The sequence below is a fragment of the Scandinavium sp. UTDF21-P1B genome (assembly GCF_040750395.1).
GTDB lineage: Bacteria > Pseudomonadota > Gammaproteobacteria > Enterobacterales > Enterobacteriaceae > Scandinavium.
In genome coordinates, this window is record NZ_JBFLVD010000025.1 from 199,744 (window position 1) to 220,710 (window position 20,967).

General features: G+C 56.2%; 27 protein-coding genes and 2 pseudogenes. 13 read left to right on the forward strand and 16 right to left on the reverse strand.

Features of this window, described 5'->3' with window-relative positions; all coding sequences use genetic code 11:
• The first annotated feature begins 3 nt into the window (after positions 1–3).
• The 10 genes from fliJ (at position 4) to rcsA (ending at position 6,760) form a co-directional block, all read left to right on the forward strand.
• A complete protein-coding gene (gene fliJ, locus AB1287_RS18835; RefSeq protein ID WP_312627360.1) occupies positions 4–447 on the forward strand; it encodes a flagellar export protein FliJ in 444 nt (147 codons plus the stop codon).
• Entirely contained in the window at positions 444–1,661 is a 1,218-nt protein-coding gene (fliK, locus tag AB1287_RS18840; RefSeq protein WP_435618747.1) for a flagellar hook length control protein FliK, read from the forward strand. The genes fliJ and fliK overlap by 4 nt, the downstream gene beginning before the upstream one ends.
• 105 nt (positions 1,662–1,766) lie before the next feature.
• Positions 1,767–2,234, forward strand: a complete 468-nt coding sequence (gene fliL, locus AB1287_RS18845; RefSeq protein WP_312627357.1) for a flagellar basal body-associated protein FliL — start codon at positions 1,767–1,769, stop codon at positions 2,232–2,234.
• Between the two features lie 4 nt (positions 2,235–2,238).
• Positions 2,239–3,243: a flagellar motor switch protein FliM gene (fliM, locus tag AB1287_RS18850; RefSeq protein WP_312627355.1), complete on the forward strand. Its 1,005-nt coding sequence runs from the start codon at positions 2,239–2,241 to the stop codon at positions 3,241–3,243.
• The gene (gene fliN, locus AB1287_RS18855; RefSeq protein ID WP_312627353.1) at positions 3,240–3,653 is read left to right on the forward strand and encodes a flagellar motor switch protein FliN; all 414 of its coding nucleotides are present in this window, start codon (positions 3,240–3,242) and stop codon (positions 3,651–3,653) included. The genes fliM and fliN overlap by 4 nt, the downstream gene beginning before the upstream one ends.
• A gap of 1 nt (position 3,654) precedes the next feature.
• A complete protein-coding gene (fliO, locus tag AB1287_RS18860; protein WP_435618748.1) occupies positions 3,655–4,038 on the forward strand; it encodes a flagellar biosynthetic protein FliO in 384 nt (127 codons plus the stop codon).
• Positions 4,038–4,775 (forward strand): flagellar type III secretion system pore protein FliP, encoded by a 738-nt coding sequence (gene fliP, locus AB1287_RS18865; protein WP_312627349.1) that lies wholly within the window; start codon positions 4,038–4,040, stop codon positions 4,773–4,775. Before fliO ends, fliP begins: the two co-directional genes overlap by 1 nt.
• 11 nt (positions 4,776–4,786) lie before the next feature.
• Complete coding sequence (fliQ, locus tag AB1287_RS18870; RefSeq protein WP_312627348.1) at positions 4,787–5,056, forward strand: flagellar biosynthesis protein FliQ; 270 nt, start codon at positions 4,787–4,789, stop codon at positions 5,054–5,056.
• Positions 5,057–5,061: 5 nt separating this feature from the next.
• Complete coding sequence (gene fliR / locus AB1287_RS18875) at positions 5,062–5,856, forward strand: flagellar biosynthetic protein FliR (RefSeq protein ID WP_435618749.1); 795 nt, start codon at positions 5,062–5,064, stop codon at positions 5,854–5,856.
• A gap of 280 nt (positions 5,857–6,136) precedes the next feature.
• Positions 6,137–6,760 carry a transcriptional regulator RcsA gene (gene rcsA / locus AB1287_RS18880; protein ID WP_435618750.1) on the forward strand — a complete coding sequence of 208 codons (624 nt, stop codon included), beginning with the start codon at positions 6,137–6,139 and terminating at the stop codon, positions 6,758–6,760.
• A gap of 155 nt (positions 6,761–6,915) precedes the next feature.
• Here rcsA and dsrB read toward each other — a convergent pair whose 3' ends face one another.
• A complete protein-coding gene (gene dsrB / locus AB1287_RS18885; RefSeq protein WP_312627345.1) occupies positions 6,916–7,104 on the reverse strand; it encodes a protein DsrB in 189 nt (62 codons plus the stop codon).
• Positions 7,105–7,235: 131 nt separating this feature from the next.
• On the opposite strand from dsrB, the gene yodD reads away from it, so the two are divergent.
• Together yodD and AB1287_RS18895 are read left to right on the forward strand one after the other, a co-directional pair.
• Positions 7,236–7,463: a YodD family peroxide/acid resistance protein gene (gene yodD, locus AB1287_RS18890; RefSeq protein ID WP_312627344.1), complete on the forward strand. Its 228-nt coding sequence runs from the start codon at positions 7,236–7,238 to the stop codon at positions 7,461–7,463.
• Positions 7,464–7,662: 199 nt separating this feature from the next.
• Positions 7,663–8,478, forward strand: a complete 816-nt coding sequence (locus AB1287_RS18895; protein ID WP_435618751.1) for a mannosyl-3-phosphoglycerate phosphatase-related protein — start codon at positions 7,663–7,665, stop codon at positions 8,476–8,478.
• Here the strand turns inward: AB1287_RS18895 and dgcQ are convergent.
• The 3 genes from dgcQ to AB1287_RS18910 form a co-directional block, all read right to left on the reverse strand.
• On the reverse strand, positions 8,457–10,157 hold the full coding sequence (gene dgcQ, locus AB1287_RS18900; protein WP_435618752.1) for a cellulose biosynthesis regulator diguanylate cyclase DgcQ: 1,701 nt from the start codon (positions 10,155–10,157) through the stop codon (positions 8,457–8,459). The two genes, AB1287_RS18895 and dgcQ, sit on opposite strands and share 22 nt — an antisense overlap.
• 73 nt (positions 10,158–10,230) lie before the next feature.
• Positions 10,231–10,410 carry a YodC family protein gene (locus AB1287_RS18905; RefSeq protein WP_312627341.1) on the reverse strand — a complete coding sequence of 60 codons (180 nt, stop codon included), beginning with the start codon at positions 10,408–10,410 and terminating at the stop codon, positions 10,231–10,233.
• A 77-nt stretch (positions 10,411–10,487) separates the two neighbouring features.
• A complete protein-coding gene (locus tag AB1287_RS18910) occupies positions 10,488–11,396 on the reverse strand; it encodes a DUF808 domain-containing protein (RefSeq protein WP_312627339.1) in 909 nt (302 codons plus the stop codon).
• Positions 11,397–11,583: 187 nt separating this feature from the next.
• On the opposite strand from AB1287_RS18910, the gene yedA reads away from it, so the two are divergent.
• Entirely contained in the window at positions 11,584–12,495 is a 912-nt protein-coding gene (gene yedA / locus AB1287_RS18915; RefSeq protein ID WP_312627337.1) for a drug/metabolite exporter YedA, read from the forward strand.
• Here the strand turns inward: yedA and AB1287_RS18920 are convergent.
• The 12 genes and pseudogenes from AB1287_RS18920 to AB1287_RS22485 form a co-directional block, all read right to left on the reverse strand.
• Positions 12,464–12,964, reverse strand: coding sequence for a very short patch repair endonuclease (locus AB1287_RS18920; RefSeq protein WP_435618753.1), 501 nt, complete (start codon positions 12,962–12,964; stop codon positions 12,464–12,466). The two genes, yedA and AB1287_RS18920, sit on opposite strands and share 32 nt — an antisense overlap.
• Positions 12,948–14,369, reverse strand: coding sequence for a DNA cytosine methyltransferase (locus tag AB1287_RS18925; protein ID WP_312627334.1), 1,422 nt, complete (start codon positions 14,367–14,369; stop codon positions 12,948–12,950). The genes AB1287_RS18920 and AB1287_RS18925 overlap by 17 nt, the downstream gene beginning before the upstream one ends.
• A gap of 57 nt (positions 14,370–14,426) precedes the next feature.
• On the reverse strand, positions 14,427–15,122 hold the full coding sequence (locus AB1287_RS18930) for a phosphohydrolase (protein ID WP_435618763.1): 696 nt from the start codon (positions 15,120–15,122) through the stop codon (positions 14,427–14,429).
• Positions 15,123–15,173: 51 nt separating this feature from the next.
• Complete coding sequence (gene drpB, locus AB1287_RS18935) at positions 15,174–15,452, reverse strand: cell division protein DrpB (protein WP_312627333.1); 279 nt, start codon at positions 15,450–15,452, stop codon at positions 15,174–15,176.
• 303 nt (positions 15,453–15,755) lie between these two features.
• On the reverse strand, positions 15,756–17,099 hold the full coding sequence (locus AB1287_RS18940; RefSeq protein ID WP_435618754.1) for a VasL domain-containing protein: 1,344 nt from the start codon (positions 17,097–17,099) through the stop codon (positions 15,756–15,758).
• 37 nt (positions 17,100–17,136) lie between these two features.
• Positions 17,137–17,586, reverse strand: coding sequence for a hypothetical protein (locus tag AB1287_RS18945; protein WP_435618755.1), 450 nt, complete (start codon positions 17,584–17,586; stop codon positions 17,137–17,139).
• 55 nt (positions 17,587–17,641) lie between these two features.
• Positions 17,642–18,097, reverse strand: a complete 456-nt coding sequence (gene tssE, locus AB1287_RS18950) for a type VI secretion system baseplate subunit TssE (RefSeq protein WP_435618756.1) — start codon at positions 18,095–18,097, stop codon at positions 17,642–17,644.
• Positions 18,097–18,378: pseudogene (tssJ, locus tag AB1287_RS18955) on the reverse strand (type VI secretion system lipoprotein TssJ); the annotation flags it as partial. The pseudogene tssJ and the gene tssE, both read right to left, overlap by 1 nt.
• Positions 18,368–18,703, reverse strand: a pseudogene (locus tag AB1287_RS18960) (OmpA family protein); the annotation flags it as partial. The pseudogenes AB1287_RS18960 and tssJ, both read right to left, overlap by 11 nt.
• Positions 18,700–19,389 (reverse strand): type VI secretion system protein TssL, short form, encoded by a 690-nt coding sequence (gene tssL, locus AB1287_RS18965; RefSeq protein WP_435618757.1) that lies wholly within the window; start codon positions 19,387–19,389, stop codon positions 18,700–18,702. The gene tssL and the pseudogene AB1287_RS18960, both read right to left, overlap by 4 nt.
• A complete protein-coding gene (tssK, locus tag AB1287_RS18970; protein WP_312627776.1) occupies positions 19,386–20,726 on the reverse strand; it encodes a type VI secretion system baseplate subunit TssK in 1,341 nt (446 codons plus the stop codon). The genes tssL and tssK overlap by 4 nt, the downstream gene beginning before the upstream one ends.
• A 16-nt stretch (positions 20,727–20,742) precedes the next feature.
• Positions 20,743–20,967: hypothetical protein (locus AB1287_RS22485; protein WP_436799852.1), on the reverse strand; the 225-nt coding region annotated here is incomplete at its 5' end.

The following is a 20,967-nucleotide window of genomic DNA, read 5'->3' on the forward strand; positions in this document are numbered from 1 at the left end:
GATATGGCAGAACACGGTGCCTTAGCCACGCTGAAAGAGCTGGCGGAGAAGGAAGTCGACAATGCCGCCCTGCAGTTGGGTGAGATGCGACGCGGCTGCCAGCAGGCAGAAGAGCAGTTGAAGATGCTGATGGATTACCAGCTTGAGTATCAGACCAGCCTGAACGACACCCTGTCCCAGGGGATGGCAAGCCTGCGCTGGCAGAACTACCAGCAGTTTATTCAGACTCTGGAGAAGGCTATCGATCAGCATCGCCAGCAGCTGCTGCAGTGGAACCGCAGAGTCGAACAGGCGCTCAGCGCCTGGCGTGAAAAAAAACAGCGTTTGCAGGCATGGCAGACGCTCCAGGACAGACAGGCCGCCGCCGAGCTGCTGGCGGAAAACCGTCTGGATCAGAAAAAAATGGATGAGTTCGCCCAGCGTGCCACCTTAAGGAAACCCGAATGATTACTCTGCCGAAACTTCTCGTCAGTGACGCCGATATTCCAGGCGCGCAAACCGGCGTCACCGCCGGTGCCGATGCCGGGGACGCTCAGGACTTTTTTGCTCTGCTGGCCGGGGCGATGTCTGGCAAAACCGCGAAAGAGGGCAAGCTGACGCTCGCCGACCTGCAGGCCGCCAGTCAAAAGCTCCCTCAGGGAGAGGCAAAAGCCACACTCAACCAGCTTCTCACACAGCAGGACGAAGGCGATACGCAGAAAATCGATCTGACCACCCTCACGGATGCTCAATCGGTGCTGAGTGCACTGACGCCGGAAGCCAAAAGCGACGTGGTGAAACAGCTGACCAAAGATCTGCAAAAAACCGAAGACAAACCGACGCTGAGCGAAGAAGAGCTGGCGGGCATCAGCGCACTGATGGCGATGCTGCCGCATACTGCTACGGCTACCACAACAGCCGCACCAGCCGCTTCAGGTGATGCCGTTACCCAGACGGCAGGCGCAGGCGTCAAAGGCTTTGCGGATCTCGCAACTGCGGCAACCGCCGTGGGCAGTACCGCCGGACACGCAGTCGGGAAAGAATTCACCCTCACGCAAACGGGTCATGGGGTGCAGGCCGTTCATACAGAGGATGCCGCCAGCCAGGCCACGCCGCTGGTCGCGTCTGTTGCCGCAAAAGCGGATGCAGACAGTTCCCTTTCTGCCGCAGTGCCTGCGGCGACCGCCGCACCGGTCATCAGCAACGCCACCGCCACGGTCAATACCCACCCGGTGGTGACCGTCAATACTCAGCTCGGCACACCGGAATGGCAGCAAAACGTCAGCCAGCACATTACGCTGTTTACCCGCCAGGGCCAGCAAACGGCCGAGCTGAAGCTGCACCCGGGGAACCTGGGCCAGGTCAATATCACCCTGAAAATTGACGACAATCAGGCGCAAATCCAGATGGTTTCCCCGCACAGCCACGTGCGCGCGGCGCTGGAAGCGGCAATTCCGACCCTGCGCACTCAGCTTGCAGACAACGGCATTCAGCTGTCGCAGAGCAACGTCAGCAGCGAAAGCTTTGCGGGACAGCAACAGCAATCTGCTTTCGGACAATCTTCATCGCAACGTTCTGCTGAAGGTCGGGCAAATCCTTCCGATAACGAAGAGACGCTGAGCGTTCCCGTCAGCCTGCAGGCGCAGGCTCGGGGCAACGGCACAGTTGACACGTTCGCCTAACGCCAGAGGTAGCACGATTATTCCCGTCTTTTCCGCCCTTTGAGCCGGACTTAAGTCGGGATAATCATCGGATAAGCAGTACCCATTAAAGGAAAGCCGTAACAGATGACTGACACCGCGATCGCAAAGAAAAGCAAGCGCTCAATCTGGATCCCGCTGCTGGTGCTGGTGACGCTCGCGGCCTGCGCAACCGCAGGCTATAGCTACTGGCGTCTGCAGCAGCAACCTTCAGCGGAGGCGAAGAAAGAGGCTCCCCCGCCACCTGCCCCGGTATTCTGGGCGCTGGACACCTTCACGGTGAACCTGGGCGACGCCGATCGCGTGCTCTACATTGGTATTACGCTGCGCCTGAAGGACGAGGCGACCCGCACGCGTCTGAACGACTATCTGCCGGAAGTACGCAGCCGCCTGCTGCTGCTGTTCTCCCGTCAGGACGCCGCGAAGCTTGCGACCGACACCGGAAAACAGGATCTGGTGAACGCGATTAAACAGACACTTGCCCCACCGCTGGTCGCGGGTCAGCCGAAGCAGGAAGTGACTGACGTGCTGTATACAGCTTTCATTCTGCGGTAATCCCATGGGCGACAGTATTCTTTCTCAGGCCGAAATTGATGCGCTGCTGAACGGCGACAGCGACAAGAGCGACGAACCTCAGGCGGGCGCATCCGGCGACAGCGACATTCGTCCCTACGATCCCAATACCCAGCGTCGCGTGGTGCGCGAGCGTTTACAGGCGCTGGAAATTATCAACGAGCGTTTTGCGCGCCAGTTCCGTATGGGACTGTTTAACCTGCTGCGTCGCAGCCCGGATATTACCGTCGGGGCAATCCGCATTCAGCCGTATCACGAGTTTGCCCGCAACCTGCCGGTGCCGACCAACCTGAACCTGATCCACCTGAAGCCGCTGCGCGGCACGGGCCTGTTCGTGTTTTCGCCAAGCCTGGTGTTTATTGCCGTCGATAACCTGTTCGGCGGCGATGGACGCTTCCCGACGAAAGTGGAAGGCCGCGAATTCACCCACACCGAGCAGCGCGTCATCAACCGTATGCTGAAGCTGGCGCTGGAAGGCTACAGCGACGCATGGAAGGCGATTAACCCGCTGGAGGTCGAGTACGTGCGTTCGGAGATGCAGGTGAAATTCACCAATATCACCACCTCGCCGAACGACATCGTGGTGAATACGCCGTTCCATGTGGAAATTGGCAACCTGACCGGCGAGTTCAATATCTGCCTGCCGTTCAGCATGATCGAGCCGCTGCGCGAGCTGCTGGTCAACCCGCCGCTCGAGAACTCCCGCAGCGAAGATCAGAACTGGCGTGAAAACCTGGTTCGTCAGGTTCAGCACTCCGAACTGGAGCTGGTGGCGAACTTCGCCGACATCTCCCTGCGCCTGTCGCAAATATTAAAACTACAGCCCGGCGATGTACTGCCGATCGACAAACCGGATCGCATTATCGCCCACGTGGACGGCGTGCCGGTGCTGACCAGCCAGTACGGCACGATAAACGGTCAGTACGCGCTGCGCGTTGAGCATTTGATTAACCCGATTTTGAACTCGCTGAACGAGGAACAGCCCAAATGAGTGATATGAATAATCCGTCCGATGGCAACGCTGGCGATATGGACGATCTGTGGGCTGAAGCGTTGGGCGAACAGAAATCCGCTGGCGGCAAAAGCGCCGCCGATGCCGTGTTCCAGCAGTTAGGCGGCGGTGACGTCAGCGGCACATTGCAGGACATCGACCTGATTATGGATATTCCGGTCAAACTGACCGTTGAACTGGGCCGCACTCGTATGACCATCAAAGAGCTGCTGCGCCTGACGCAGGGTTCCGTGGTGTCGCTGGACGGCCTCGCGGGCGAGCCGCTGGATATCCTTATCAACGGCTATCTGATTGCCCAGGGCGAAGTGGTGGTGGTGGCCGATAAATACGGCGTACGCATCACGGATATCATTACGCCGTCTGAGCGTATGCGTCGTCTGAGCCGCTGATATGAAACCCCAGGTCGTCGTTTCACAATCGGCTCCCGCAGCAGCGCCCTCTTCCCCGCTGATTGCCGTCAGCGGTGCGCTGCTCGGCATTATTCTGCTGATCCTCGCTGCGGCGTGGCTCGCGAAGCGCTTTGGCTTTAACGGGGTGAAAAATAGCGCCACCAAAGAGCTGAAGGTCAGCGCCAGCGCGGCGCTGGGCCAGCGTGAGCGGGTGGTGATTGTCGATGTTGAAGATGCTCGCCTGGTGCTGGGCGTGACCGCAAATCAGGTGTCACTGCTGCATAAGCTGCCGCCGAAAACCGTTGACCCTGAAGCCCCGAATCCTGACGCCCCCGATTTTGCCTCACTGATGAAATCCGTGATTAAGCGTCCAGGGAGACTTTGATGCGCCGTCTGTTATCCCTTTCGCTTGTTACGCTGTTGCTGATCTCCCCGGCAGCGTTCGCCCAGTTGCCAGGGCTGGTGAGCCAGCCGCTGCCAAACGGCGGCCAGAGCTGGTCTCTACCGGTGCAGACGCTGGTATTTATCACCTCGCTGACCTTCCTGCCTGCCATTTTACTGATGATGACCAGCTTCACGCGCATCATCATCGTGTTTGGCCTGTTGCGCAGCGCACTCGGCACCGCCTCCGCACCGCCAAACCAGGTGCTGCTGGGCCTGGCGCTGTTTCTGACGTTTTTCATTATGTCGCCGGTGATCGACAAGATTTATAACGACGCTTATCAGCCGTTCAGCGAAGACAAAATCACGCTTGAGCAGGCCATTGATAAGGGCTCGCAGCCGCTGCGGGAGTTTATGCTGCGCCAGACGCGCGAGGCAGATCTTGCGCTGTTCGCCAGGCTTGCCAATACGCCCCCGATTCAGGGCCCGGAGGCCGTGCCGATGCGCATCCTGCTGCCCGCCTACGTCACCAGCGAGCTGAAAACGGCCTTCCAGATTGGCTTTACCATTTTCATTCCGTTCCTGATTATCGATCTGGTGGTCGCCAGCGTGCTGATGGCGCTGGGGATGATGATGGTCCCCCCGGCCACCATCGCCCTGCCGTTCAAGCTGATGCTGTTCGTGCTGGTTGACGGCTGGCAGCTGCTGGTTGGTTCGCTAGCACAAAGTTTCTACAGTTAAGGAGTGCCGCGATGACCCCTGAATCGGTAATGATGCTCGGCACTGAAGCGATGAAAGTGGCCCTGGCTCTCGCCGCCCCACTGCTGCTGGTGGCGCTGGTTACCGGGCTGCTGATCAGTATTTTGCAGGCCGCGACGCAGATTAACGAAATGACCCTGTCGTTCATTCCGAAAATCATCGCCGTGTTCGTGGCGATGATCGTGGCCGGTCCGTGGATGCTGAACCTGCTGCTCGACTATGTGCGCACGCTGTTTAATAACCTGCCCTATATCATCGGGTAAGCGGGATGTTACACGTCTCAAGCGATCAGTGGCTCCACTGGCTTAGCCTCTATTTCTGGCCGCTTTTGCGCGTGCTGGCGCTGATCATGACGGCGCCGCTCCTGAGTGAAAAATCGGTGCCTAAGCGGGTGAAACTCGGGCTTGGCGTCATCATCACCTTTATCATCGCCCCAACGCTTCCCGCCACTGACGTGACGCTGTTTTCCCCCAACGCGCTGTGGCTGGCGCTGCAACAAATCCTGATTGGCATTGCCCTTGGCTTTACCATGCAGTTTGCCTTTGCAGCGGTGCGCTTCGCGGGTGAAGTGATTGGCCTGCAGATGGGGCTTTCCTTTGCTACTTTCGTTGACCCCAGCAGCCACCTCAGTATGCCGGTGCTGGCCCGCATTATGGATATGCTGGCGATGCTGCTGTTTCTGGTGTTTAACGGCCACCTGTGGCTGATTTCCCTGCTGGTTGACACGTTCCATACGCTGCCCATTGGCGGACACCCGCTCAACAGCAACGCCTTTATGGCACTGAGCCGGGCGGGAGGGCTCATTTTCCTCAATGGACTGATGCTGGCGCTGCCGATCATCACCCTGCTGTTGACCATCAACCTGGCGCTGGGAATGCTCAACCGCATGGCGCCGCAGCTTTCGGTGTTTGTTATCGGTTTCCCGATTACGCTCACCGTCGGTATTATTTTGATGGCGGCATTAATGCCCTTAATTGCTCCTTTCTGTGAGCATTTATTCAGCGAAATATTCGATCTATTAGCAGATATTATCAGTGAGTTACCAAAGATAAGTTCTCCATAATATAAAAAGGGTTATCCTAAGGATATTCTTAAAACAGACCTGCGAAAACATCTACCAGGATAACTCTGGCGCGGGTTAATTGTTTTTACCCCCCTCACAGTTCATAACATTTACTTTACTTTAAGATGTTTCCTGGCAAATTATACGTAACTTTACGGGATAGTTGTGGTCACCCGATTGTCTTACTTGCTCTTTGCTATGACAGGTATGGCGCGCTCTGACAAATAAAAAACAATCGGGTTATGGGTTAATTATCGTTATGCATTGAGTGAGGGTAACCATGTCAACGATTATTATGGATCTGTGCAGTTACACCCGGCTGGGTTTAACCGGGTATTTGACCAGCCGGGGGATAAAGAAGCGTGATATCGGCGACGTCGACAGCATCAGTGAGCTTGAAGAGGCCTGCGGTGCGCTAAGCCCGTCTGTCGTGTTCATTAATGAAGACTGTTTCATTCACGATCCACAAAACAGTCAGCATATAAAGCAGATCATTAATCAACACCCCAGGACACTGTTTATCGTCTTTATGGCTATTGCCAATATTCATTTCGATGAATATTTGCTGGTCAGAGATAATTTGCTGATCAGTTCGAAATCGATTAAGCCAGAATCCCTGGACGGTATTCTTGCCGATTATCTGCAAAAGATCGGCGAGGATGTTAGTAAGATTAAAATCCCAACATTATCATTAAGCCGGACTGAATCCAGCATGCTGAAAATGTGGATGTCGGGCCAGGATACGATTCAAATATCCGACCAGATGAATATTAAGGCTAAAACGGTATCATCACATAAAGGTAATATTAAAAAGAAAATAAAAACCCACAATAAGCAGGTTATTTATCATGTTGTCCGATTGACAGATAACGTGACCAGCGGGATCTACGTCAATATGCGATGAATAAAAGTGCAGACGATTCCGTCTGCACTATTTCATTGCCCGGCGGCGCTATGCTTGCCAGGCCTACAAAGCCAGCTTGCCTCGCAGGCTGGCGTAAGGCGTAGCCGCCACCCGGCAAGTGTTTACTGCACATCCCTGCCCCGGCAGAAAGACGCTCAGTCGACTTTTTCGACGAAGATACCGTCGTCGTGGCCGATTTCATTAAAGAACCAGATGCCCATCGGGTAATCTTCCAGCGACACCAGATACATCGTTCCTTCGTTAAACTGCTCTACGGCCAGTACAACGCCCGGCCGACGCGGCCCACCGTCCGTTTTGACCGTGACGCGATCGTTCACCTGCATACGTTCTCTCCTGTCTTTTCCTTTGAGCCAGTGTAGAACAAAACGTCCCCGCTGACAGCGTCTCACGTACCGATGGCTGTTTTTTTCGACGGTCTATACTTAAGGGTGGGTTACTGGATGAGGAGCCTTGAATGAAAACTGTCAAAGAGTATAGCGAGACGGCCAAACGCGAGGTCAATGTGGACGTCGACGCCTTGCTGGACGCTATCAATGAAATCAGCGAGAGCGAGGTCCATCGCGCCGGTGATTCTCCGCATCACGTCAGCATCAACGGGCGTGATTACCATACGTGGCGAGAGCTGGCCGAGGCCTTTGAGCTTGATATTCACGACTTCAGCATTACTGAAGTGAACCGCTGATCGCAATAAAAAAAACCCGGCCATGGCATGGCCGGGTGGAAACAAGCTTTCGCAAGAAGCACTTGAAAATTCGTTACACCAGGAAATCCGATGCGGGGAAAACATTATCCTCAATTTTTCCATCAGACAAGCACCATTCATAAATAATGTGAATGTCTTTAAGATTTTTCCTGCATGAATTTACGTTTAAGGAGCGCGAATGCCCACCCTGCAACAGCCGCTGATCCTCTTTACCGACGTCGAAGGTACTCTGCTTGATATCCATACTCAGGAATGGCAGCCCGCCAGCGACTGGCTACTGCGCCTTAAACAGCAGCAAATCCCCGTTATACTGTGCAGCAGCAAAACGGCGGCTGAGATGATGCTGCTGCAAAAAGAGCTGGGACTGGAAGCGCTGCCGCTGATTGCTGAGAACGGTGCGGTTATTCATCTGGCGGATGAATGGCAGGACGATGAGGCGTTTCCTCGCCTGATCAGCGGATCGCCGCACGAAGAGATTCGGCATGTGCTAAACCAGCTTCGCGACAGCGACGGATATAAGTTCACCACGTTCTCTGACGTCAGCGAACCAACCATCGTCGACTGGACAGGAATGACGCCCCGGCATGCGGCGCTGGCGAAGCTGCATGAGGCTTCAGAAACGCTTATCTGGCGGGACAGTGATGAAAAGATGCTGGAATTCCGCGCCGCGCTTGCCTCACTTGGTCTGCAATTTGTGCAGGGTGCCCGCTTCTGGCACGTACTGGATGAACGCGGTGGCAAAGCGCAGGCGGTAAACTGGCTGCTGCACCGCTATCAGCAGCGGGAAGGCTTTCGGCGGACGTCGATAGGCCTTGGCGACGGACCCAACGACGCATCGCTGCTTGATACCACCGATTATGCCGTGGTCGTCAAAGGGTTGAACCGCGACGGTGTCAGGCTCTCCCGCGATACGCCAGAGCGCGTCTATCATACCAGGGAAAGCGGGCCTGCGGGCTGGCGCGAAGGGCTGGACTACTGGCTAGCACCACCCTGACAGCACACCTGGTTACGCCCGTTCTGCTTGGCCAGATAGAGCCTGCCATCGGCAACGGACTGCAAATGCTCAATATCATAGATCCCTTTTTCATCACTGCTGCTGACGCCAAACGAGGCGCTGATGCGAAGCGTAGTGCCTTTGCCGATGAGCATTTCCCGGTTGTTGATTTTGGCGCGGATGCGTTCGGCCATCGCGCAGGCATCTTTCCGGGAAGCACCCGGCATGACCAGGCAGAACTCTTCTCCGCCAACGCGCCCGGCTAAATCGTCCTTGCGGATCTGCGAGACAATCGTGCTGGAGACATGGCTCAGCACACGATCGCCAGCCTGGTGACCAAACCGGTCATTGATGCCCTTAAAGTAATCCAGGTCAAGCTGAATCACCGACAGCGACTCGCCGTGCAGCTCACACTCGCGCGCCGCTTTAGCGGCCAGGTCAAACAGCGTGCTGCGGTTGTACAGGCGCGTCAGTCCGTCATGCCACGCCTGCCATTGTAGCGAGCTTTGCAAAGTACTCATGTTGCGGACCATACGACGAATCACAACCCAGGAGATGATGAGCATGGTGGTAAACAGCGCCCAGACCAAGCTCAACGCCACGGAAATAGTGCCGAAATCGCCCCGAATGCCCTCATTCAGAGGGTGAATACGCACCAGCACGCCGTCAAAGTTGCGCATTTTTTCCCAGTTAACGTAACGTGTCGCAAAGCGCATGCCGCCGTGGTTGTCATACTCAAGCGCCCTTGCGAGTTGGGCTTTTTCACTATTACTCAGCGGCTGCGGCGTGGCTTCAACGGAGAGGGAGCTGGCAAGCAAGTTCATTTGCCGATCGTAAAGACGGTATTCGCCTTCCTTTTCACCCTGCATAGCTGTCGACAGCAGGTGCTTCATCTGTGCGAGAGAGAAATCAATCGCCAGCACGCCATGCCAGTAATGCTGATAATCCACCGGGAGCGAGACGGCAATCCGGCGTTTCGGCCCTTCCGGCGTATCCAGCATCCAGCTCACCCAGCGAATGCCGCGATTTGGATTAGTGCGCTCAGACTGATCGACAAACCAGGGGCTGGTCACCAGCGCGTAATACTGCCCAACGACGTCATTGCTGAGCATCGTCGGATTGCTGGCGATAAAAAAACCCGCGCGGGAAACGTAGAGCATCTGCTGCGAGTCGCCTTTAAGCGTGGTGGACAGCCTCAGCAGGTAACCCACCTCCAGCGTGGCGGTCAGTTCGTTGCCGAGCAGCAAACTGTCGCGAGAAAGAATGGTGGTATCGTCGACAAACGCATCGGAGACGCCGTGCACCGGCAACGTGCGCTGGTTGTCGAGCAGAATGGACCACTGATGCTGCGTGCGCTTGCGCTCGAACTCTTCGCCTGCATTATGCAGCACGTCGAACGCCAGCGGCCTTTCAAGCGCCGCCTGCATCCCGTTGCGGTAAAATATCAGCCGCTCAATGCTGACCTGCAGCTGATTGTTAAACTCGTGGGTCACGTTCTCCAGCGAGTTGCGCTGGCTGGAGATGTAGGCATCTTCAAGGACGACCACTTCACGCCAGGTAAGCAGGGTTGAAAACAGCAGGACGACACAAAAACAGACGTTAACCACCCGGTCCGGGCTGGAACGATGGCTGAGTCTCTTTAGCCAGCGCGGATTTTCCACTCGTGATAGGTGGGGCACACAAACTCCCTGAACATGATCTGGGGCGATGACTACAGTTAAAACGCCCGGCTAAGAATGCCGGGCGTTGTCACTATGCTTCGTTTTGGGCTCGCCCGTCTCCCGGCATGAGTTCGTCTTCACGGAATGCTTCCCGCTTTACGCCAAACCCATCATACCAACGGCATTCGACCATGCCACTGGCGTACCCGGTGACGACCATACGCGGCCCGCCACTTTTTGGCTTAACTTCATCACTGACCAAAAAGACCATAACTGCCTCCGGTATCAGAGTGAAACTGTTTCACGATAGCCGAAAATAGTCAGGTTTGCGTAGTCGCTGAAAAACTTTTACGTTGCCGAACGCAGCCGCGAGATAAGGTTCACGCCAGCCAGCACAACGGCGCCCACCACGAAACCAAACAGCAGATTGAACAGCGTTGGTGAAAGCATGCCAACGATCCCGCCCTGCCCCGCGGCAAAAGCTTCAACCGCGTGATGTAGCGGCGCGATACCGTGCACCACAATGCCACCACCCACTAAAAACATTGCCAGCGTTCCCACCACGGAAAGCACCTTCATCAGCCACGGCGCCACAAACAGCAGGAATTTGCCAACCGCCTGAGAAAGTGCGCCGCGCTTCTCCACCAGCCAGTAGCCCATGTCGTCAAGCTTCACGATCACACCGACCAGACCGTAAACGCCGATGGTCACGAGAACAGCAATGCCAGAGAGGATCAGAATCTGATTAAGCAGCGGCGCGTCAGCCACGATCCCGAGGGTGATCGCCACAATTTCTGCCGACAGAATAAAATCGGTGCGTACCGCGCCTTTTACTTTGTCGCGCTCGAACGCCTGCGGGTCCTGATTCGCAATAGCTTCCAGACGCTGCTGGCGCGCCTTTGGATCTTCTTTATGCTTGCGTGAGTGTAGCGTATGCAGCACTTTCTCCACGCCCTCAAAGCAGAGGAATGCGCCACCCAGCATTAACAACGGTGTGATAGCCCAGGGCAAAAACGCACTGATGAGCAGCGCCAGCGGCACCAGGATCACTTTGTTAATAAACGACCCTTTCGCCACGCTCCATACCACGGGCAGCTCGCGGTTGGCCCGCACGCCCGTGACCTGCTGTGCGTTTAGCGACAAATCATCCCCGAGCACGCCAGCGGTTTTCTTCGCCGCCAGCTTACCCATCATGGAAATATCATCCAGCAGCGTGGCAATATCATCCAGTAACGTTAAAAGACTGCTTCCGGCCAAAAGGGACTCCTGTGTTTTGTTGTTATTTCTGAGTCTTATAGTATGAAGCAAAAGTCCTTTCCCGCCCATTGGCTCACGCTGTCAATCAAAAAGAGTTCGTCTGGTGCCAATTAAAGCGCTCGCCAGAAGGATAGTTTTCCCGTTAACTATACGCGCCCTTCCTAATTCTCTGTCGCCGTGAGGACTCATGCAGGTCAGACATCTTTTACCGCTCATCGGAGCGCTTTTCGCCCTCTATATCATCTGGGGATCGACCTATTTTGCCATCAGCATTGGCGTAGAGAGCTGGCCGCCGATGATGATGGCCGGCGTGCGCTTCCTTTCTGCGGGCGTGCTGCTGATGGGCTACCTGCTATTGACCGGGCATAAGCTGCCAGCCCGCCGTCCCTTGCTGAACGCCGCCCTGATTGGCGTACTGCTGCTGGCGATTGGCAACGGTTTTGTCACTATCGCTGAACATCAGCGCGTTGCCTCCGGCATTGCCGCCGTCGTGGTGGCGACCGTACCGCTTTTTGCCCTGTGCTTCAGCCGCCTGTTTGGCATCACCACCCGCAAGCTTGAGTGGCTCGGCGTGGCGATTGGGCTTGCGGGGATTGTGCTACTGAACAGCGGCGGCAACCTCAGCGGCAATCCGTGGGGGGCAGTGCTGATTCTGATAGGCTCTCTGAGCTGGGCGTTTGGCTCGGTTTACGGCTCGCGTATTGAATTGCCAACCGGGATGATGGCGGGTGCGATTGAAATGTTAGCGGCAGGCATCGTGCTGATGTGCGGCTCGTGGCTGACCGGGGAAAAGTTGACGCAGATGCCGACGCTCTCCGGCTTCCTGGCGGTGGGCTATCTGGCTGTTTTTGGTTCACTGATTGCCATTAACGCCTACATGTATCTGATTCGCAATGTTTCACCGGCAGTGGCCACCAGCTATGCCTACGTCAACCCGGTGGTTGCGGTGCTGCTCGGCACCAGCTTCGGCGGAGAGTCGCTTTCTTCTGTTGAATGGCTGGCGCTGGGGATAATCATCTTCGCCGTGGTGCTCGTCACGCTCGGCAAAACGCTGTTCCCGGTAAGGGCTACCGTGAAGTCGTGCGAGGCGGAGAAGTAACGGACAGCGGCGCAATGCCCTGAGTGTCGATCTGCGCGCTGTCGGTGCTGGCGCAGATCCACTCCTCCAGCCGCTCCCTGAGCGCCACATCGCTGAGCTTTTGTTTCCCCCGCAGAGCGCATTCCCAGACGACCATCACCCGCCAGCCCTGCGCTTCCAGCTGTGCAATATCCCGCGCGTCGCGTTCAACATTTTTACCAATTTTGTTCAGCCAGAATGCCGTGCGGGTTTCGGGCACTTTAAATAAATAGCAGTCGTGATGATGCCAGAAACAGCCGTGAGTAAAGAGGATGCAGCGGTACGCCTCCAGCACAAAATCAGGTTTTCCCGGCAGCGTGGCATCCTGCACGGTGAAAGGAAAACCTGCGTCATTCAGTAATGTGGCGAGACGTTTTTCAATAGCGGTATTCTGCGTGCCGATGGCACGCATATTTTTACTGCGCGTGGCCGGACTATGAACGTCCGCCATCGGCTTTTTCATTAGTGCGGCATGCCACCGCCTGGAGAATACGGGACTTCAGCAGCTTCGCGACGGCCGCAAAGGCCGGAACCACTACGGAGTTGCCGAACTGACGGTAGGCCTGGGTGTCTGACACCGGAATCCGGAACTGATAGCCCTGCGGCGATTCGAAGCCCATCAGTCTTGCGCATTCGCGAGGGGTTAAGCGGCGCGGGCGGCGCTGCTGATTCTGCGGATCGTCAAAGTCTTTCTCACCGAGCGCTTTGTCCCAGCCGCGATCGACCAGGATCTCCGCGCCGTCTTTGTAATAGCGGGCAGAGAGCGTTCGCGCCACGCTACTGGCCCGTGTCGGGTCAACCAGCCCATAGCCAAAGCCGTTGCCGCGTGCCTGATGTTTTTTGGCGTAGCGGTAGAGATACTTCCACAGCACCGGCGTCAGAATAAATTTCGCATCGACGCCAGGCTCCAGCAGTTCGCCGAACGTCGGGCGACGCTCAGGATAAAGCGCAGGCAGATCGCGCAGGGTAAAGCCCTGCTGAAGATTCAGATCGCGGCGGAACCCCACCAGCACGATACGTTCCCGGTGCTGGGGCAGGAAGTGCTGTCCGTCGATGATTTTTGGATCGTCCGCGCCCATCTCCGCGGAGTCGGCGATGTCGTAGCCGAGTGCGTCCAGCGTCTGCATGATGATGCGGAAGGTTTTCCCGCCGTCGTGGCTTTTCAGGTTCTTGACGTTTTCCAGCACGAATATGGCCGGGCGACAGGCGTCAATGATGCGCGCCACGTCGAAAAACAGCGTGCCCTGCGTATCACAGGCAAAGCCATGCGCGCGGCCCAGCGCATTTTTCTTCGACACGCCAGCCAACGAAAACGGCTGACACGGGAAGCCCGCGAGCAGCACGTCATGCTGAGGGATGATAGTGCGAATATGCGTAGCAGCCTCGCCGTCGCTGACGTCCGGTTTATTGCTGAGGGTCACATCGCGAATATCTTCATTAAACTGATGTTCTACCGGATCGCAGTACCAGTTGGCTTTGTAGGTCCGAACCGCGTGCTTGTTCCATTCGCTGGTAAAAACGCACTTTCCGCCGATGGCTTCAAAACCATGGCGGATGCCACCTATTCCGGCAAAGAGATCGATAAAGCGAAACTGCTCCGGCTGGCCTGACGGCTGAGGTAAGAGTGCCGCAAGCCTTGCAAACTCACGCTCGCCCAGACGACGGTTGATTTTCCCGTTCTCCGCTGCGCGTTTGAGAATAGCCGGGCTCCAGTGCTGTTCGCCAACGGCGTTGAGCGTGGCAACCAGCGTCTTCACGTCGTAAATGGTGAGCAGTTGGGTAACTAAAGCCTGTGCGTCTGGCCCGGAAAATTCCGCGTCCTGCGCTGGGAGAGTGCGAGTAAGTATGTGCTGCATATCAGTAACCGGGGCAGACTATTTTCGCTGAGAGTAACACAGTTTCCCGATCCCGGCTCAGGCTGGCGGCGCAAAACGCGCCAGAATCGCCCGATCGTACTCCAGATAATCGCCCTGCAGCTCAGCGCTGATTTTTGCCATAAACTCGACCAGATAGCGGGCATTGTGATTTGCCAGCGCTTTCCCCTTCACCGTTTGCATTGTGACAGGCAGGCCAAGAAGCTTATTCTGGAAGTGATCGAGGGCATAACGCTTATCGTTTAGCGGGCGCGAATCCGCAAAAGGATCGTCGGCGTTGAACAACGAAAAATTGAGTTTTCCCGCCACCGCAAACACGCGGGCGAGCCCAATCGCGCCTAATGATTCCAGCCGATCGGCATCCTGAACGATCTTCGCTTCCAGCGTTTCAGGGGGTATATTTGCGCTGTGGCTGTGTGCTTCGATGGCGTGCATTACCGCGGGGAGAAGCGATTCCGGGAAGTCAGGAAAATCTTCATGCAGAATCGTCCGCGTTTTTTGGGCCGCCAGGCGTGAAGAGCTGCTGCGCTCCGGGTGATTTTTCGGCAGGCTGACGATGTCATGGAAATAGCAGGCGGTGAGAATCACAAGCTCGTCGACATCTTCATCGACGGACAAGCGTTGAGCCGTGGCCCAAACGCGGCGAAAGTGAGAAATATCATGTGCCGCATCATCATCCATGTGGTGCGCCATCAACCACTCTTCAAAACGCTGTTGCCAGGAGTGCACGGGGATTCGCCTCTCTACATTATCGGAACGAAGAGGCGAGCATAGCAGCTTTTTATGTCAGCTTCCCGATGGCTCAGAACGACGGGGCCGGGTGTACCAGGCGATTCCACCGAGGATAGCTCCCACCACGCTCAGCACCAGAAAACCGAACAGCGCGCCCAGCCATTTCCCCATGGTCAAACCGAGCTCCCCTTCAGGCATGGCACCGGGATTGGGATCGATCTGACTGACCACCCAGAAGTAGCGCAGCATAGCCCAGATAAAATAGCCACAAAACGCATAAAAAACCCACAGCGCCAGCATACCGCCGGGACCACGCGAAGCTCTTTCTTCCATTAAGAGAAGCCCTTCCTTTTCACAGAGAAATGTTTCATTTTTCACTTACCATTGCCACAAATGTGATTCTCGTCACATTATAACCCTGTTGTGCCGCCAGAAAAGCCTACGGAGACCTCGTCAGGGAATGACTTATCGTTCATTTGATCTCTGGCAATGTTCACCGGAGCTGTCGCTCACGATTGTGGCGTGGATTTCTCATTGGATTGTTCAGAATAAATGCTGCGACATGCAGGATTTTGTCAACGTTTTCAGGCACGAAAGAGTCTCTTGTGACTGAAGAGAAACGTATCGAAGCAGCAATCAAGGCTGCTCCAGCGAGGAATATCTATGCTGCAGGCCACTAAAATGCTGTAGGATCTGCTGCTGTGTAGCCAACGCTGCGTCGCCTTCCTGAGTTTGCAGAAGGCGTAACTGTTCCTCCAGCGGAATCGACTGACCGAAGCTGTTTATCATCCCGTATACGCTCGACTTCAGCTCACTGACGGTAATGTATTTGCCCTTTTGACCATCCAGCGCGTTGAGGCGGTCTGCCAGCTGCTGCAGCTGCTGCATCCCGGTATACCAGCCAGTCAGAGAAGCATCGGAAATTGCGCTGGCGGCCATTCGTTGTTGCCACTGCCTGCTCATTCCTGCCACTTCAGGGTCATCGGGCCACAGAACCTTTGCCTGAGCCAGCAGCCCGTTGCCATACCGGTATGCCCAGTCGGGCGGCAGCGAAGCCAGCCTGTCCAGCTGTGATGATGCCCTTTTTAGCCAGGCTGCCGGGTCAGGTTTGACTTTGCTCGATTGCTGTAATGCCTGGATTTGTGTCGTGCTCAGCGGCTGAGGAAGCGGTGCCACCGAAGCAACAAGCGCATCAGCGGCTTCGTCCACACTGTGTGCATAATGCCAGCCGGTTAATGCGATGGCACCGGCAACCAGTGCGGAACAGGCTCCCGCCAAAAACACCGGCCAGCGCTTCGGCGCCGGTGGCGTTTCCTGTACAACCTGCACGTTTACCTCCGGTTCAGGGCGTATGACGTACACGAGGCGGCTAACGGGTGAGGCCTCCTCTTCCGCGGGCACCGCAGCCAGCGCCTGTGGCGGAAGCGTTACTGCTGGTTGCGTATCGTTCGGCGAAGCGCTGTTTTCCAGCCGGGTTAATGTGCTGTTTATTTGCTGCATCAGCGGAGTCGTCTGACAGGCATGCTTCAGCTCCTGACGCGCCAGAATATCGTACATGCTCTGCAACAGCCCTTGCGCCTGTATCAGCGCCGGTAAATCCCCATGGCTAAGTGAAAAGGTGCGAAACAGCTTCTGTAAGCGCTGAAAAAGGCCATTGAGGATTTCCGCGCGGGCATGAACCGGCTGCGGCCAGAGCTGCGCCCACTGGTGGCTCAGCAGCGCATTCAGGATAGTCAGCCCTTCATTCAGACCATTTATGCGGGCCAGATGGCTGCGGGCGAGCGTATACCACGCCCCGGTCTGGAGCTCGACGCCGTTCAGTTCAAACAACGAGAGCGACAGCGCTTCCACCTGCTGCCAGTTCACGTCCGGGCGCGCCGGATGCGTCAGCTTTGCCATCTCCTCGCGAAGCGCAATAAAGTCAGAAAGCGCGCGCGGGTCACTGCCGGTTTTCACCGGGCGGGGTTGTACATCGTGCATAGTGATTTCATCCCTGAGGATAAGAAAAAGGCGGGGCTTAATCGGGCAACAGCGCGCCGATCATCTCAAAAAAGGCATCTTCGTTAAAAGCGACGCGGGGTGCTGCCCTGTTGCCGCTGACGCTCCAGGTCCAGCTCACATCGTTGCTTGAGCGCATAAACAGCCGGTAAAGCGAGGCTATCTGCCCCTGCATACAGAGCGTCACTTCTACACAGCCGACAACGCCCTGCCCGTACAAAAATACCGGCGTGAACTTCACCACCCGGTTTTCATAACGCAAATGGATACCCGGCACGCTGAACGTATTGCCGCTAATCAGAAACTCAACCAGCGATACGGAGACCGCCTCTACGGAAATTCCCGTGTCGGCCAGCCAGTTTTCCATTGTTTCCTGAAGCTTGCCCATTCGCTCACAAAACTCGGCGATATCGGCCTGGCTTTTATTGTCGTACGCCCGGCTGCGGGTCTGCTGCTGGAGTTTTTTCATGAATCGTGCTTTGGCTGACATGCTGTCCCTGTGGTTTTCATCCAATGAACAAGATTTATAAATGGGCTTTGGTATCGAGGTAGTTCTGCTGTTTGAGGTGACGAATAAGCACCCGCCCCTCCGGCATAAAATCGGTGCCGTAGCGAACAAGGCCGATGCCTTTCAGCTCGGCGTCAATGGCGTAGCGCAGCTCGCCGGGGATGTGCTGGTCGAGCAGGATGACGTTGATGCTTTTCAGGCGCGGCTCGTATTTGAGCAACACGTCGGAAAACGTCTTCAGTAACTGATGCGCGGTGCCCGGCATGCCTTGCAGGATTTTGGTCATATCCGGCAGGCCATAATCCGGCAAATGCGCCAGCGTCCCGGCGCGGCAGTTGAGGATCCGCTGCATGTTGTCGAGCACGGACAAAATCACCTGGTTTTGTTCGCTGACCTGATGGAGATCGAGGCCGCCGGTGAAGTTGCCCGCCAGCAGTTCATACAGCGAAGGGGTATTGTGTCCCTGGGCCATCACTTATCCTTAACAGACTGTAGCGTCAGATGGTTGTTTCCGGCTTCCAGAATGCGTGGTTTATCAGGGTCCAATTCCTCCCGCTCAATGACCAGCTTCCAGGTGTTATTCTCCATATCCGGATGACGGAACAACCCGACCACGGCCACGAACTGCGCATCGGCTTCCATCGGCATATCGAGGCTGGCATCACCGCCCGGTTTCACCACCACATCCCGGCTGGATAACAGATCGGCTTTCAGTACGGTTTCACCTTCTTTCAGTAGCTGCTGATACCTGGTCAACATCCTGATTTTCTTCAACGCGGATCCAGCAGCCATGCGTCACGGTCAGCACCTGCGATGCTTCTGGCCACGCCTGGGGTAAATCGCCACAAACAAGCACAACAGGCTGACGATATGCCGCCTCCGGCAGATTATCGAGACGCGCTGTGAGGTTTTGTTCTGAATGGCGGGAGGCCACGTACAGAAGCGTAGCGATTCCACCCCAGGCGATCAGCAGGATAAGGACCGAAACCAGTCGTGGCACGGGCAGAAAGCCCAGGCAGATCGTCCCCGTCAAAAGAGCCGCCCAGAGTGCAAGCCAACGCTGTTGCGCAGGACTCATTTCACCGCCCCAGGCAACAGAGTTACCAGCATCTGATCCAGCCAGTGGTTCAGCCCCCACCACAGTGCAGTGACCACTAAGGCACTAACGACAATGCGAACAGGCCAGGAGGAAAACCAGTTACCGACCCCTCGCCCGCTGCGGCTTTCCGCGAGAATCGGATGCGTTTGCGGATATGAAAAAGGCACCACGTGTTCACTGAGCGCGTTCACCAGCTTTTGCCGTTCCGGATCGTTCAGCGAGCGGAAGCTACCGAGGAACCCCAGCATCATGACACGCTGGAAACAGGTCACTACGGCACTCTCTGGTGCAAGTTCATGCAATACGTCACGCATGCGGTCACAGAGCGTATCTCCCGCTTCCATCGTGCCCAGGAAATGGCCCTGCAGGGGAATGTCATACCACTGGACGCAGGCATCATCCTGCAGGCCACGGTTTTTCACCGCTTCATCGATCAACGCACACTGGGCGGTAAGAATGTGCAGGCAGCTGGCGTCATCCAGCCCCTTCTCCTTCAACGCCAGTTGCACGCGTTCAACATCTGCAACGCAGCGTTCCCACAGCACCCGGCCTTCGCCCTCCTGAAACGTTGGACCGTGGCGCAGGCTGATGACCTGCAGCCAGGTGTCCTGCAACAGTGCATCTATATCGATGGGCGCGGTCATTCCACGCTTGTTTTCACTCATGTTCTCAGTACCGCGAAGAGTTCAAGTTCAGGTTCACCGAGCGTGCCTGGGGTGTAGAACATACAGCTGCCGCTCTCCAGCATTTCCTGTGCGGCCGGGTGGGACAGGTCCAGAGAGAAATACTGGTTCTCCAGGCGCAGCGGAATGGCCGCCGGGACATGGCGTAAGGGTTTTAGTGGAATACCCTGCCGGGAGGCATTCACCAGGCTTGTAACGTAATCCGGGCTGCCGACTTTACATTGACGGGGGAACTGCTCCTGCAGCTGCGCCACCGGAACAGGTGAACGTACGGACAGGTAATAGTCCGCCCCTTCCAGCAGGCGTGGATCCTGCAACCGAGCCAGCCACTGACGCAGGCGCTTGTCATGCGTGAGCTCAATGGACACCACGCGGGAGGGAAGACTGGCTTCCAGTAAATCGCTTAACAGGTCGAACAGCGGCGGGAAAACCGCATTCAGATGCTCGTGCTGATAAACCGGAATAGCGCTGACCTGGTGCTCAAGGGAGAACGTCAGAAGGCTACCCGCCAGACGAGCCAGCTCCGGGAACAGCCGCTCAACGGCGCTTTGCGGAAAACGTTGAAATTGCCCCAGCACGGGCTCCGCGCTGTTGAGCGCATTGAGTAGCCAGAACAGGGAGACATCGGCCACCGCAAAGTCAGCCATTCGCTCGTTGCTCTCACGACGCATAGACATCAGCCTCGTCAGACGCGCCCGAAGCTGCGTCATCAGTTGTTCAAGCTGTGTGGTTAACCAGCGGCTGCTCCGTACCGTCAAGAGTGGAGGAAGGAAGGTATCATCCAGCGTCCAGACACCCTGAGAATCCTGCTGCAGGCGCGCCACCGGGCAGGTCAGATAATCGCTGTTATTCTGGTGGGCAAAGCGCAAGCTGAGCTCAGGTTGCAGGACCGCAATCTGGCGATTGTCATCGCCAAACTGATTGCGAACATCATGCCAGCGCTGGCGATAGCGAACCGGACGTTCAGCCACTTCATCGGTTTTCAGGCAGTTGCCGCCATTGGCACGCCACAGCGGCAGCGCCAGTACCACAACGGTTTCATGCGATTCGCCGTCAAGCGAAAGTACCGACGGAAGACCGTCGGCATTATCACTATCAACAAGCGTGCCATCCTGAAAACGAATATGCAGCCTGCGGGCCTGTAGGCGGCCAAGCTTTAGCGTCTCCGGTTCAAATGCCGCCTCAATCACCCCCCAGGGATGGCTCAGGCCCATTTGCGCGATGCATTCCGCAGACCAGGCCGCATATGCGGCCTGTTGCTGGAAGTGCTGGGGCGAGACCATAATCCCTCTGCCCCATAACGGTTGTTCCGTTTTCATCGGCTTCCTGCCTTAGTTACGATTTCGCCTTCGGCATCTGGGAAACCAGAGACAGATTGACGTCCATCCCTTCCACCTGGAAGTGCGGCACGGCGTACAGCTTCACGCGGAAGAAGCCCGGGTTATGAATCGCCACGGATAATCTAGACACTTCCGAGCCGTTGATAATACTGGTTTTCATATTCTGTCGGTGACATCTGATTGCTCGAACCATGCCGACGCTTACTGTTATAAAACATTT